The following is a 12713-nucleotide window of genomic DNA, read 5'->3' on the forward strand; positions in this document are numbered from 1 at the left end:
TCGGCGATGGTGGCCGCAGCATTTGCCAGAATATCCAGCACGCGCAAAGACCCGGTTTCGACCATCAACTGAAACGACCGCGCGAACAGATAGTCCCCGACGAGAACGCTTGATGTATTGTCCCAGAGCAAATTCGCCGTGGGGCGCCCGCGCCGCTGGCTGCTTTCGTCAACTACATCATCATGAAGCAAAGTCGCGGTGTGAATGAACTCGACCGTGGCGGCCAGATGCACGTGATAGGGGCCGTCATAGCCGCACATCCGCGCTGCGGCCAAAGTCAGCATCGGGCGCAGGCGTTTTCCGCCCGCTTCGACCAGATGTGCCGTTACCTCGGGGATACGTGGGGCGTGCTCCGAGGCCATCCGGTCTCGGATCAGTGCATTCACGGTCGTCAGATCATCGGCAAGCGCGGCTGCCAGTTGATCGTGTGGCTTGGTTGCAGCGTGATCAAGGCTCATGCAAGTTTCCGTCATGTGAATAGACATCTGCAAGGCAGCGTCTTAGGTCTTGGTTATGAAAGAGCTTTTGCGCACCAACGACCCGACTGTCCTTGCCTTTGCAACTGCCCTGCTGGACAGCGAGGGTATAGACTGGTTCGCCTTCGACGTAAATATGAGCGTCCTTGAAGGCAGCATAGGCATTATGCCGCGGCGGCTGATGGTGCTGGATCGTGATTTGTTCATGGCCGAGGCCGTGATGCGCGATGGCGAGATTGATCTAGGCCGTGATTGACGCACTGACACATGACGATTTTCTGGGTGGCAAGATCAGGATCTGGCAGCCCCGCATAGGGTACCGAGCCGGTGTCGATCCGGTTGTTCTGGCCGCTTCGGTACCCGCCAAACCGGGCCAGACAGTGCTGGAATTAGGCTGTGGGGTTGGTGTGGCGTCGCTGTGTCTTGCTGCGCGGATACCTGACCTGCACGTGACCGGGGTTGAGGTTCAGGCGGATTACGCGGCACTCGCCCAGCGGAACGGGTTAGAAAACTGCCTATCCTTCGAAGTCGTCACTGCCGATCTGCGGGCCTTGCCTGCGGACCTGCGTCAGCGCCGCTTTGATCATGTGATCATGAACCCGCCCTATTTTGATCGGTCCAGCGGCACTGCATCAGACGATACCGGCAAGGATATCGCCTTTGGTGGCGATACCCCGTTGGCACACTGGCTGGAGATTGGATCAAAGCGTGTGGGGCCGCGCAGTTTCCTGAGCCTTATACAACGCATGGAACGGCTGCCCGAGGTGTTGCACGCGCTGGAGGGGCGGCTTGGCTCTTTCATCGTGAGACCAATAGCGGGCCGCAAAGGGCGTGCGCCGGAATTGTTTCTCTTGCAGGCGCGGCAGGAGGGCAAGACACCATTTCGCATGGCCCCGCCGCTGATCATGCATGAAGGTGACGCGCATCAAGGCGATCAGGAAAGCTATCGGGCAGATGTGGCACGCGCTTTGCGAAACGGCGCAGAATTGCCCATCATGCCTTAACGTTTTGGCAAGTTTTCTGAGCCAAGCTGAGTTCACGTAAAATTGCTGCCCTGCGGCGTGACAGATCAGGCCAGATGTGATGCAATCGTTTTACACCAAACCCAGAGGAGGACGACCATGAGCTTGAGTTCGCATTTGCAGGAACTGAAGAAGAAACACCAACACCTCTCGGAGCATGTCGAAGTGATGCAGCGTAGCCCTGCGTCCGACGACATGGAAATTGCGAAACTGAAGAAGAAAAAGCTGATGCTCAAGGAAGAAATCACGCGTTTGAGCACGCACTAAAGAGTTTAGGATATGCAGTGCGGTTTGATTGTAACGTGAATTAAGGTTCTCGTGGTGACTGTTCAGACCGCATCCAAACGAAATAGGGCCACACCGGATCGGCGGCGTGGCCCTTGTTGTTAGCCGGTGTTATCCGGCTTAGGCCATGTACTGACCGCCATTTGCGGATATCGTGGAACCGGTGACAAAGCCCGCATCATCGGCGGCAAGGAAGCAAACAGCCCGCGCAATCTCTGAGGCTTCACCAAGGCGGCCCACCGGAATTTGCGGCAGGATAACTTCGTTCATCACTTTTTCAGGAATCGTGCTCATCATCTCGGTGTTGATATAACCGGGGGCCACGATGTTCACCGTGATGCCAGCGCGCGCGCCTTCTTGCGCCAGCGACTTGGTAAAGCCGATGTCGCCTGCCTTGGTGGCGGCATAGTTGGCTTGGGCGAACTGCCCTTTCTGGCCGTTGATCGAAGAGATCGTGACGATGCGCCCGAACTTGCGTTCACGCATCCCGCCCCAAACGTTGTGCGTCATGTTGAACACGCCGTTCAGGTTGGTGTCGATGCATTCGTGCCATTGCTGCGGTGTCATCTTGTGAAACGGGGCGTCGCGGGTGATCCCAGCATTATTGACAAGAATTTCAACGGGACCAAGGTCCGCCTCGATCTGGGCGATGCCTTCTTTGCAGGCCTCGTAGTTGCCGACGTCCCATTTGTACGTCTTGATTCCTGTTTCGGCGGTAAAGGCCGCAGCCTTTTCATCGTTACCGGCATAGGTGGCAGCGACAGCGCATCCCATATCCTGCAGTGCCGTTGAAATAGCTGCGCCAATTCCGCGCGAGCCGCCCGTGACAAGTGCGACACGTCCCATATTCGTTCCTCCTAATGTATTTCGTTAATGGGGTCTTAGGCGGCGCAGGGGTGCGCCGCCTTGATTCAGATCAGGCGCGCTCAACACACAGGGCAACACCCATGCCGCCGCCGATGCACAATGTGGCAAGACCTTTTTTCGCATCGCGCCGCTTCATCTCGAACAGAAGCGTGTTCAGGACGCGGCATCCGGATGCACCAATCGGGTGACCGATTGCGATGGCCCCCCCATTCACGTTGACGATTTCGGGGTCCCAACCCATTTCCTTGTTCACGGCACAGGCTTGTGCGGCGAAGGCTTCGTTGGCTTCAACGAGGTCAAGATCGCCAACGGACCAACCCGCTTTGTCCAGCGCCTTTTGCGAGGCATAGATCGGGCCGACACCCATGATGGATGGGTCAAGGCCGGCGGTCGCGTAAGACGCGATACGGGCCAAAGGCTCGATCCCGCGCTTTTCTGCCTCTTCCACCGACATCAGTAGGGTGGCCGCCGCACCGTCATTGAGGCCGGAGGCGTTGGCAGCCGTAACCGAACCATCCTTTGTGAACGCGGGGCGCAGTTTCCGCATTGCTTCCATGGTTGCGCCGTGGCGGATGTATTCATCTTTGTCGACCACGATGTCGCCCTTGCGTGTTTTCACAGTGAAGGCTGCAATTTCATCATCGAAACGACCGGCTTTTTGCGCAGCTTCGGCCTTGTTCTGCGACGCGACTGCGAATTCGTCCTGCATGTCGCGCGTAATCTGGAATTTTTCAGCAACGTTTTCGGCTGTCTGACCCATGTGGTAGTTGTTGAAGGCATCCCAAAGACCATCACGGATCATGGTGTCGATATACTTCATATCGCCCATTTTCTGACCCGTACGCAGGTGAGCGGCATGTGTGGAGAGCGACATGTTCTCTTGGCCGCCGGCGGCGACGATGGACGCGTCACCCAACTGGATGTGCTGTGCGCCAAGTGCAACGGCGCGCAGGCCAGATCCGCAAACCTGATTGATGCCCCAGGCCGCAGATTCCTGTGGAAGGCCCGCGTTGATATGGGCCTGACGGGCGGGGTTCTGCCCTTGGGCCGCTGTCAGAACCTGACCGAGGATCGTTTCGCTGACTTCGGATTTATCGATACCGGCGCGTTCAACAACGGCCTCGAGGACGGCAGCCCCCAAATCGTGGGCAGGTGTGTTTGCGAATGATCCGCCAAAACTACCCACGGCTGTGCGGGCTGCGGAGGCGATAACGACATTGGTCATATGAAGGTCCCTTCAGGTTTCTAGCTTGGAAAGAGGGTGCCATCTACACGTATCAGGTGCAAGACAAACTCCGTTTCTGCCCTGCCCGCTGGGTTATGCGGAAAGTTAACGCAGAGCAATACAAAGCCTAGATGCACGGGTCGCACCGCGGTCACAGTTCCAGACTTGGCACACCAAAATGATACCCCTGAAGGCAGTCTACACCAAGTTCCTGAAGAAAAGCGGCCTCTGCGGCCGTTTCGACCCCATCCGCCACGGCGAACATTTCAAACTGATGTGCAACGTGGATCAGCGCCTCGGCCAGAACCTGATTATCCGGGTCACTGTCGATACCCCGCACAAAACTCTTGTGGATTTTGACCAGATCAAAGAAGAACGACTTGAGATGCCGGAACGCGATCAGCCCGGCGCCGAAACCGTCCAATGCAAAGCCGATCCCTTTGGGCTGCATCTCGCTCATGAAGCGGATCACGTTTTCATGCAGCAGCATGGCTGACGTTTCGCTGATCTCGAAAATCAGCCGGTCCCCCAAATTGATGCGATCCATCAGGCCACGATCAAGCGTCCGCCGCCATTCTCCGTCGCCGATCGAACGGGCAGAAAGGTTAACCGAAAGACGCACACCTGGATTTTTCCGTAGATGATGCAGCGCCAGTTCCAGCGACAGACAGTCAATTTCACGTCCCATATCCGTATCTTCAACCATCGGCATGAAATGCGCGGCAGGGATCAACCGCCCCTCTTCATCCGATAGCCGGATCAGTCCTTCATAAAACGCGACATGGCTGTCGGCGTCAGCAGTCACCACCGGCTGAAAGACCAGTTGCCCGCGCCCGCGCCCAAGCGCGTCGCGCACAAGACGGGGTACATCGGCATCGCGGCTGGCCATGGCATAAACCAACGGATCGACCAGTTCCTGCTCTTCTGATTGGGCAAGGCCGCGCGTGGTGTTTTGCATCTTTGCGCTCCATACTGACGCACGCAACATGCACCAAGCTGCGCTAACAATCAGTTAAGGACAGGCAAATGACAGAACGATGCGGCTGGGCCGGACCTGAACAAATCTATATTGATTATCACGACACAGAATGGGGCGTGCCGGAGTATGACAGCCGTTCGTTGTGGGAAAAGCTCATTCTGGATGGGTTTCAGGCCGGATTGTCATGGATCACGATCCTGAAAAAGCGCGAGAATTTCCGCAGAGCGTTTGAAGGGTTCGACCCCGATGTCATCGCAGAATGGACCGAAAAGGATGTGCAGCGGTTGCTGGGCGATGCAGGGATCATCCGCCATCGCGGCAAGATCGAAGCGACCATCAGCAATGCCCGCGCGTGGCAAGAGATCGAAGCCCGCGAACGATTTGACCGGTTTCTATGGAATTATATCGATGGTGTGCCATTAGAGACCACCCATGCGGACCACACGCTGATTCCGACGCAGACACCATTGTCGGCGCAAATCTCGAAAGACCTCAAGAAGGCCGGTTTCCGGTTTTGCGGCCCGACCATTGTCTATGCCTTTATGGAAGCAACGGGATTGTTCAACAATCACCTGACCACCTGTCCGCGCCATGACCCTTGTGCGGCTCTGGCCCGCGATCCGGCCAAGGTGTGGCCTACCAGCGTTTGAGCGCGTCTTCGTCGGCGTCTTTGGCGGCAACCCAAGATGCGCCATCCGCTGTGACTTCTTTTTTCCAGAATGGCGCGCGGGATTTGAGGTAATCCATCAAAAAATCTGCCGCTTCAAAAGCAGCCGCACGGTGCGCTGACGCGGTCGCGACGATCATGATAGGCTCGCCCGGTTTCAGCGGGCCATAGCGGTGGATGACCAGAACATCCGCCAGCGCCCAACGCGCGGTGGCTTCATCCGTGATCTTCGTAATCGCACTCTCGGTCATGCCGGGATAATGCTCGATCAGCATTTCCTGCAGATCGCCTTTGGTGTCACGCACGACGCCGGTAAAGCTGACCACGGCGCCGACATCGGTTAGACCTTGCGCAAAACTGTTCAGCTCTGCGCCTGCTTCAAACCGGGCTGCCTGCACGCGGACTGTCATCAACCACCAGTCATCGGTGGAAAGAACGCTACCTCGCGGACTCCAGCAAGAGAAGCGTCAAAATCCGATAATTCCTGATCCAATGCCACCCGCAGCGCGCTAGTGTCGGCAAACGCGGCGGCATAGCGTTCTTCGCGCGCGCCAAGTTCGGCGATCAGGTCTTTGACCGTGGCGGCATCCGTTTCGACCGTTTCCTGCGGCAGGCCGATCCGTTCGCGCACCCATGCAAAATAAACAACATTCATAGTTTCGTATCCGTCAGATATGGGCGGGATTTAATGAAGTAGTCCCAACCGGTCATCAAGGTCAGCCCAGCAGCAGCCCAGAGCATGATAATCCCACCCCACCAGCTAATCACCATACCCTGATATTTCCACCACAGGCCCAATTCATCCGGTCCACGTCCTGAAATGGCATCTTCAACCATCTCGGCTGTCATGCCGAGCGATTGCATGCCGAAATAGTGCTCGAACGCGCCCGTCGCAAAGAGCATGGAGATCGCGACCATTTGTGCGGTGGTTTTCCATTTGGCAAGGTTGGTGACCTTCAGTGTACCCGCAGTGTCACCCAGAAATTCACGCAGACCCGAAACAAAGACCTCACGGAAGATGATCACGGTCGCTGGCAGTAATATCCAAGGGTTCATGCCGGAAAATCCGGTGATAACCACCAGTGCTATAATAACCATCGCCTTGTCGGCAATCGGGTCCAGCATCGCACCAAGTTTACTTTCCTGTTTCCATGCGCGGGCCAGATAGCCGTCCAGAAAATCCGTCAAAGCTGCGACCACAAAGAGGACCAGCGCGAACCAATCCGCCCACGGACGCGCAAAATACAGGAACATCACGACGACGCCGGGCGCTGCGGCAAGACGCAGAATGGTCAGGATATTTGGCAAGTTCAATGTCATGCGGATGTGGTAGCGCGGGTCTGCCTCTGATACCAGTAGAATTGGCGAGTTTCTGCCCTGTCGTGACGTGAATGCGTTTGACCCTCTTGGGGAGACGCGACACACTATAGGCAAAGCGGACGTGTTTGATCCGCGCAATCTACCGACGCATGGGAATACCCGATGAGATATGTAAAGCCCGATAGTTTTGAGGCGGCAGCAACCCTGTTGCGCGATGAGGAAGGGATCACCCGCATACTGGCGGGTGGCACGGATGTGCTGGTGCAACTCAAGGCCGAAATGGTCGAACCGGACCTGATGCTCGATATGAAACACCTGCCCGGAATGCGCCAGATCATCGCCGAGGATGGCGGATTTCGCGTCGGTGCAGCCGTGTCCGGCGCGGAGATGGGCGAGCATGACGCGCTAAAGGCGCTTTGGCCCGGCGTTGTTGAAGGGGTAGAGCTGATCGGATCGTCTCAGGTGCAAAGCCGCGCGACGATGGCAGGCAATCTGTGCACCGGATCTCCGGCTGGTGATTCCGTGCCTGCCATGGTCACAGCAGGTGCCGTTGCACGTGTGCAAGGGCCGGACGGTACGCGCGATGTGCCGGTCGTTGATATTCCTACAGGGCCGGGCAAGAATTCCTTGGCCAAGGGCGAGTTCATTACCTCCATCTTGCTGCCCGCACGTCCAGATCATGCAGCGGACGCCTATCTGCGGTTTATTCCGCGCACCGAAATGGACATTGCTGTCTCATCTGCGGCTGTCAGCCTTGAGCTTGATGCGGATGGTGTCGTGACGTCAGCCCATGTCGCCTTGGGTGCGGTCGCACCGACGGTGCTTTTGGTCAAAGACGCGGGGGATGCATTGGTTGGATCAAAACTGGACGACGCCGCGATCACTTCACTCGTCGGCGCGGTCGAGGCCGCATGTCATCCTATCACCGACAAACGCGGCACGATCGCGTTTCGCACAAAGACGGCAGGCGTGCTTGCGAAACGCGCCGCCCATATCGCTTATTCCCGCGCCGGAGGTCAGACATGAAAACGATCCCAGTCGAAACGACGATCAATGGTGATAGCACCGAATTCCTGTGCAATACCGATGAAAGCCTTCTGGATGTGTTGCGCGAACGGCTTGGGCTGACCGGCGCCAAGGAAGGGTGCGGCACCGGTGACTGCGGAGCATGCAGTGTCATGCTGAACGGCCGTTTGGTCTGTTCCTGTCTGGTGCTGGGCGTCGAAGCACAGAATGCCGAGATCGAAACCATCGAAGGCATGGCCGAGGGTGAAACCCTGCACCCGTTGCAGCGGGTCTTTATCGAAGAGGCCGCCCTGCAATGTGGCATCTGCACGCCGGGCATTCTGGTCGCGGCCAAGGCCTTGCTGGAAAAGAACCCTGATCCAACGGACACCGAAGTCCGCTATTGGCTGGCAGGCAATCTTTGCCGTTGCACCGGATATGACAAGATTATCAAGGCGGTCCAGACCGCTGCGGCTGAAATGAGAGGGGCATAACATGGCTTTCGACGCACAATCCGAGCGCAATTTCAAAGTTGTCGGCACCCGCGTGTCCCGCCCTGACGGGATCGACAAGGTCACCGGCAAGGCTGCTTATGGTGCCGATATTTCCGCGCCCGGCATGTTGCATGGCCGCATTTTGCGCAGCCCTCATGCCCATGCGCGGATCAAGTCGATCGACACCTCCGAGGCGGAAAAGCTGGCCGGTGTCAAAGCCGTTGTCACCGGCACCGATCTTGCCATGCCCGAGGACGAGACATTTGCAGATGTGGCCATCAACTGCCTTGCACGTGACAAGGCGCTTTACGATGGCCATGCCGTCGCAGCGGTGGCCGCAACGAGTAAATCCATCGCCAAACAGGCTATCCGGCTGATCAAGGTGGATTACGAGGTTCTGCCCCATGTCACCGATGTGGACGCGGCCATGAAACCCGACGCCCCCGTCGTCCAGGAAGGGCGCGCGCTGGAAAACGTGCCGGCGGGCATGTCGGAGAACGTCACCACCCATTGCCAGTTCGGGCACGGCGATCTGGATGCAGGCTTTGCCAAGGCCGACAAAATCATCGAACGCAGTTTCAAGACAGCGGCCACCCATCAGGGCTATATCGAACCGCAGGCCTGCATGGCGAGCCTTGGCAGCGACGGCCGTGGCGAGGTGTGGTGCTGCACCCAAGGCCAATACATGGTGCGTGCGAATTGCGCGGCGGTCCTGGGCGTCGAGGAAAGCCAGCTACGGATCACCGCTTCAGAGATCGGGGGCGGTTTCGGGGGCAAGACATCCACATTCATAGAACCGGTCGCGTTGGCTCTGTCGCGCAAGTCGGGCAAGCCCGTCAAAATCGTCATGACCCGCGATGAAGTGCTGCGCGCCACCGGCCCGACGATTTCATCCTCGATGGATATCAAGATCGGCATGACCAAGGATGGCCGCATCACCGCCGGACGTGGTGAGTTGCGCTATTCCGGCGGAGCCTATCCGAATGAAACCGTCGATATGGGGGCACAGGCGGCCTTTGCGGCCTATGACCTTGAGGCTGTGGAAACCGTCGGCTGGAACGCCATGACGAACCGGCCCAAGGAAATCCCCTATCGCGCGCCCGGTGCGCCCACCGCGATTTACGCCGTTGAAAGCGTGGTTGATGAACTATGTCAGAAACTGGGCCTTGATCCGCTTGACGTGCGTCTGCTAAACGCCGCGCGCAAAGGCACGTTGTCGTCCTACGGTCCGACCTTCAACGAAATCGGACTTGTTGCGACGCTGGAAGCGGCCAAGGCGCACCCCCATTACACAGCCCCTCTTGGGCCCAATCAAGGGCGGGGTCTATCCTGCGGCTTCTGGTTCAACTTTGGCGGCAATACCTGCGTGTCGCTGAACATCAACGACGATGGCACCGTGGGTGTCGTCGAAGGCAACCCTGATATCGGCGGGTCGCGCGCTTCCATCTCGATGATGGCGGCGGAAGAACTGGGTGTGCCTTACGACAAGGTACGCACAGTGATCGCCGACACCTCATCGCTGGGCTTCAACGATATCACCGACGGCAGCCGCGTGACCTTTGCAGTGGGTCTTGCCACGATCGAGGCAGCACGTGCGGCGATCAAAGAGATGTGCCGCCGTGTCGCGAAAATCTGGGATATCGATGAAGAGGCGGTGTTGTGGGAAGACGGCTATGCCAAACCGGCAGGGCCGAATGCCGGAGAACATCCGCCCATGTCACTGGCCGAGATTGCCGCCATTGCCAGCAATACCGGCGGGCCGATTGCGGGCCACCACGAGGTAAACGCAGACGGGGCTGGCGTCAGCTTTGGCGTGCATCTGTGCGATACCGAAGTGGATCCCGAAACAGGTGCGGTGAAAATCATCCGCTACACGGTTTTTCAAGACGCAGGTAAGGCGGTGCATCCCGACTACGTTGAAGGGCAGATGCAGGGCGGGGCGGTCCAAGGCATCGGCTGGGCGCTGAACGAAGAATATATCTACGGCGAAGACGGGCGTTTGCAGAACACGGGCTTTCTGGATTACCGTATTCCTGTGGCATCTGACCTGCCAGAGATCGAAACCGTAATCCTTGAAATTCCTAACCCCGGCCACCCCTATGGTGTGCGCGGTGTGGGTGAAACGCCGATTGTACCGCCATTGGCCGCCATCGCGAATGCGGTGTCGCGGGCTGCGGGCGTGCGAATGACAGAACTGCCCATGTCGCCGCCGCGCCTGCTGAAGGCGATCATGGGCTAACCGCATGGTCCGTGTCAAACTGTGGGGATCGCTGCGCGCATTGGCCGATGGCGAAGAATGGGTGGAAGTCGAGGCCAGCAATTTCAAGGAATTGCTGGACCAACTGGCGATCAAGTATCCGGGGCTGAAGCCACAGATCAAACGGGGCGTGTCATTGGCGTTGGACGGGGTAATTTACCGTGAAGCGTGGTTCACGAAAATCGGCCCCGAGAACGAGATCATTCTGATGCCCTATATGGTGGGCGGCTAGGGTTTGACCGCCATTTCAAGCGGCCGGGTGAACTGCCAGAACGGGCTTTCGCCGAACGTGCAACAACAGGTTCAGTCACGATGCGCGCCCCACCCGAATAGCCTCTGTACCGAAGGAGAAATTTGGCCGCTGGCCCATCTGCGGTCACGTTTTGACTGACTGTGCGGCAGACTATGCGTGTTCAATGGCAAGGCCGATGCTCTTGAGACTGATCGTGTCATGAAGGCGCATGATCTTCTCGCGATCCTGCACAGGTGCATCGCGGCTGCATCGCTCCATTACATTCAGAAGTCGTGCTACAAGATCGTCGTCACTGATGCCATAGCGGGAAACGGCTGCAAAGGCCGAACATGCGAGGTCGGCAAAACTGACAGGCTCGATGACAACCCGCAGTTCCATTTCCTCATCCATGATCCGTCCGGTTGACATGTGACGATCAGCCAAAATCCCAAGCACCTCTCCCAGCCTGTCCAGACAATAAATCGCCGTTGTCGGGTCATTCATCCCCGGCGACAAGGCACGTTGCGCAATCTCTACAATCCGCCTGAGCGAGAACTCGATATCATAGTCAGGCGTGCGTTCCGGGCCCAATGAAAACGCATTGGCAAGCTCGTCAGCAACAGCATCCGAAACCCGGTCATGGGGAAATGCGGTAACTAGCGAACCCGCGCATGGTATGAAACTGCCGATCGGGGCCTCGACCCGCACAACAAGATCATGTTCGCAAGCGACCTGCAAAAGCGTATCCAAAGCAATTGATTGAATGTAGCCACTGTCTGATGCACCCACAGACCGGCTGTTGTCGGCAAAATCTGGCGGCAGTGCCTCTTGGGTCGTTTTTTCGGGCAAAGGCGCAGGCTTTTCTGCCTGTTCCGGAAGTGTCCGCTCGACCGTCTTTCGGGCCTCGACTGCAAGCTTGGCCAGAATGGTCTCGATCCGGATCGAGGTGGCAATGTGGTGTATGAAGTAAATCAGCGTGGCAAGGCTTGCGACGGCAAGGATCATGCCGAAGGTCACGGCAATCACCGGAACAAAACTTTCCCCTTCGGTTCCACGAACGGATGCAAGAACAAACAAGCAGTAGACGAAGGTAGACAGGAACGTGCCCAGTACGATCTGATTGCCATGATCGCGCATAAAATTACGCAGCATGCGTGGGCCGAACTGCGAAGACGCCAGTTGGAGGGTCAGCATTGTCATCGAGAATGTGACGCCAGCGACCGTGATCATCGACCCCGCGATGGCCGACAGGATCGCGCGAGCACTTTCCGGGCCGAGTGCGTCGGTCCTTTCGCTGATCCATCCGGATTGCGACCCCTCAAGAGTGTCTAGCAGGATGAGCAGCAGGGCCGTAGCCATGGCAGAAATTGCCATCACCGACGGCAAAAACCAAAAACTGCTTTGTAGGTGGCTCCAGATCCTCGAAATGAACTTGAAAGGACCGCGCATTATTCTTCGCACCTCGGCCAAGATACTGTCATGCGCTCATTTCACTTCGTTTCGCGCATAAAGTTGTTTCTTCGAACGCGTTGCACAGGGTTTCGCGGTCACTCCGACTGCCCGTCCTCTTTGTCGGATCCGGTGACACGGGTCTTGCCTGCAGGCCGTTCTTTGGCGCGCTTCAACTCATCTTGGGTGCCGATGTCACGCGGCAAACGCCCGCCTGAGCGCCCTGCCTTGGAGATCGAGCCTTTGGCACCAAGTGCGTCGTCTGATTTGTCGTGCTTCGGGGTTTTCTCACGGGTCACTCGCTTTGCCTCCAATTGTTCAGTTACGACAATTTCCGCCTTCAGCGTAAACCTAAAAAGCTCAGGATGACCAAGACGACAACCACAAGTCCAACGATATATATGATCCGATTCATTACATGCCTATCCGCTTGGA

17 protein-coding genes are annotated in these 12713 nt (G+C 57.4%); 8 read left to right on the plus strand and 9 right to left on the minus strand.

Annotation, left to right across the window (positions count from 1 at the left end; translation table 11 throughout):
* Nucleotides 1-458, minus strand: a 458-nt coding sequence (locus R6T97_RS03100) for a polyprenyl synthetase family protein (RefSeq protein ID WP_410347846.1), incomplete at its 3' end; no start/stop codon positions are given.
* 55 nt (nucleotides 459-513) lie between these two features.
* Between R6T97_RS03100 and R6T97_RS03105 the strand changes: the two genes are divergently transcribed.
* From R6T97_RS03105 to R6T97_RS03115, 3 genes are all read left to right on the plus strand, one after another.
* A complete protein-coding gene (locus tag R6T97_RS03105) occupies nucleotides 514-732 on the plus strand; it encodes a DUF2007 domain-containing protein (protein ID WP_108814091.1) in 219 nt (72 codons plus the stop codon).
* Nucleotides 725-1480 (plus strand): tRNA1(Val) (adenine(37)-N6)-methyltransferase, encoded by a 756-nt coding sequence (locus R6T97_RS03110; RefSeq protein ID WP_410347847.1) that lies wholly within the window; start codon nucleotides 725-727, stop codon nucleotides 1478-1480. The genes R6T97_RS03105 and R6T97_RS03110 overlap by 8 nt, the downstream gene beginning before the upstream one ends.
* A gap of 117 nt (nucleotides 1481-1597) precedes the next feature.
* Nucleotides 1598-1765 carry a YdcH family protein gene (locus R6T97_RS03115; protein ID WP_410347848.1) on the plus strand — a complete coding sequence of 56 codons (168 nt, stop codon included), beginning with the start codon at nucleotides 1598-1600 and terminating at the stop codon, nucleotides 1763-1765.
* Between the two features lie 138 nt (nucleotides 1766-1903).
* On the opposite strand, the gene phbB is transcribed toward R6T97_RS03115, so the two are convergent.
* From phbB to R6T97_RS03130, 3 genes are all read right to left on the minus strand, one after another.
* Nucleotides 1904-2629 (minus strand): acetoacetyl-CoA reductase, encoded by a 726-nt coding sequence (gene phbB, locus R6T97_RS03120; protein ID WP_410347849.1) that lies wholly within the window; start codon nucleotides 2627-2629, stop codon nucleotides 1904-1906.
* Between the two features lie 70 nt (nucleotides 2630-2699).
* Nucleotides 2700-3875, minus strand: coding sequence for an acetyl-CoA C-acetyltransferase (locus tag R6T97_RS03125; RefSeq protein ID WP_410347850.1), 1176 nt, complete (start codon nucleotides 3873-3875; stop codon nucleotides 2700-2702).
* Between the two features lie 151 nt (nucleotides 3876-4026).
* Nucleotides 4027-4833: an EAL domain-containing protein gene (locus R6T97_RS03130; RefSeq protein WP_410347851.1), complete on the minus strand. Its 807-nt coding sequence runs from the start codon at nucleotides 4831-4833 to the stop codon at nucleotides 4027-4029.
* Between the two features lie 68 nt (nucleotides 4834-4901).
* On the opposite strand from R6T97_RS03130, the gene R6T97_RS03135 reads away from it, so the two are divergent.
* A complete protein-coding gene (locus R6T97_RS03135) occupies nucleotides 4902-5504 on the plus strand; it encodes a DNA-3-methyladenine glycosylase I (protein ID WP_410347852.1) in 603 nt (200 codons plus the stop codon).
* On the opposite strand, the gene R6T97_RS03140 is transcribed toward R6T97_RS03135, so the two are convergent.
* Genes R6T97_RS03140 through pgsA form a run of 3 tightly spaced genes read right to left on the minus strand, consistent with a single transcriptional unit; the run spans nucleotide 5491 to nucleotide 6841 of the window.
* On the minus strand, nucleotides 5491-5931 hold the full coding sequence (locus R6T97_RS03140) for a molybdenum cofactor biosynthesis protein MoaE (protein WP_410347853.1): 441 nt from the start codon (nucleotides 5929-5931) through the stop codon (nucleotides 5491-5493). The two genes, R6T97_RS03135 and R6T97_RS03140, sit on opposite strands and share 14 nt — an antisense overlap.
* Complete coding sequence (gene moaD, locus R6T97_RS03145; protein ID WP_410347854.1) at nucleotides 5931-6176, minus strand: molybdopterin converting factor subunit 1; 246 nt, start codon at nucleotides 6174-6176, stop codon at nucleotides 5931-5933. Before moaD ends, R6T97_RS03140 begins: the two co-directional genes overlap by 1 nt.
* Entirely contained in the window at nucleotides 6173-6841 is a 669-nt protein-coding gene (pgsA, locus tag R6T97_RS03150; protein ID WP_410347855.1) for a CDP-diacylglycerol--glycerol-3-phosphate 3-phosphatidyltransferase, read from the minus strand. Before pgsA ends, moaD begins: the two co-directional genes overlap by 4 nt.
* A gap of 162 nt (nucleotides 6842-7003) precedes the next feature.
* Here pgsA and R6T97_RS03155 point away from each other — a divergent pair, with 162 nt between their 5' ends.
* The 4 genes from R6T97_RS03155 to R6T97_RS03170 are packed head-to-tail and all read left to right on the plus strand — an operon-like array spanning nucleotide 7004 to nucleotide 10829.
* Nucleotides 7004-7867: an FAD binding domain-containing protein gene (locus R6T97_RS03155; protein WP_410347856.1), complete on the plus strand. Its 864-nt coding sequence runs from the start codon at nucleotides 7004-7006 to the stop codon at nucleotides 7865-7867.
* Nucleotides 7864-8340 (plus strand): (2Fe-2S)-binding protein, encoded by a 477-nt coding sequence (locus R6T97_RS03160; RefSeq protein WP_410347857.1) that lies wholly within the window; start codon nucleotides 7864-7866, stop codon nucleotides 8338-8340. The genes R6T97_RS03155 and R6T97_RS03160 overlap by 4 nt, the downstream gene beginning before the upstream one ends.
* Before the next feature lies 1 nt (nucleotide 8341).
* Nucleotides 8342-10579 (plus strand): xanthine dehydrogenase family protein molybdopterin-binding subunit, encoded by a 2238-nt coding sequence (locus tag R6T97_RS03165; protein ID WP_410347858.1) that lies wholly within the window; start codon nucleotides 8342-8344, stop codon nucleotides 10577-10579.
* 4 nt (nucleotides 10580-10583) lie between these two features.
* Nucleotides 10584-10829, plus strand: coding sequence for a MoaD/ThiS family protein (locus R6T97_RS03170; RefSeq protein WP_410347859.1), 246 nt, complete (start codon nucleotides 10584-10586; stop codon nucleotides 10827-10829).
* 171 nt (nucleotides 10830-11000) lie between these two features.
* Here the strand turns inward: R6T97_RS03170 and R6T97_RS03175 are convergent, their stop codons facing one another.
* Both R6T97_RS03175 and R6T97_RS03180 read right to left on the minus strand, forming a co-directional pair.
* Nucleotides 11001-12278 carry a DUF2254 domain-containing protein gene (locus R6T97_RS03175; protein WP_410347860.1) on the minus strand — a complete coding sequence of 426 codons (1278 nt, stop codon included), beginning with the start codon at nucleotides 12276-12278 and terminating at the stop codon, nucleotides 11001-11003.
* Between the two features lie 98 nt (nucleotides 12279-12376).
* Nucleotides 12377-12577 (minus strand): hypothetical protein, encoded by a 201-nt coding sequence (locus R6T97_RS03180; RefSeq protein WP_410347861.1) that lies wholly within the window; start codon nucleotides 12575-12577, stop codon nucleotides 12377-12379.
* Between the last annotated feature and the right edge of the window lie 136 nt (nucleotides 12578-12713).

The sequence above is a fragment of the Yoonia sp. genome (assembly GCF_046498525.1).
Classification (GTDB): domain Bacteria; phylum Pseudomonadota; class Alphaproteobacteria; order Rhodobacterales; family Rhodobacteraceae; genus Yoonia.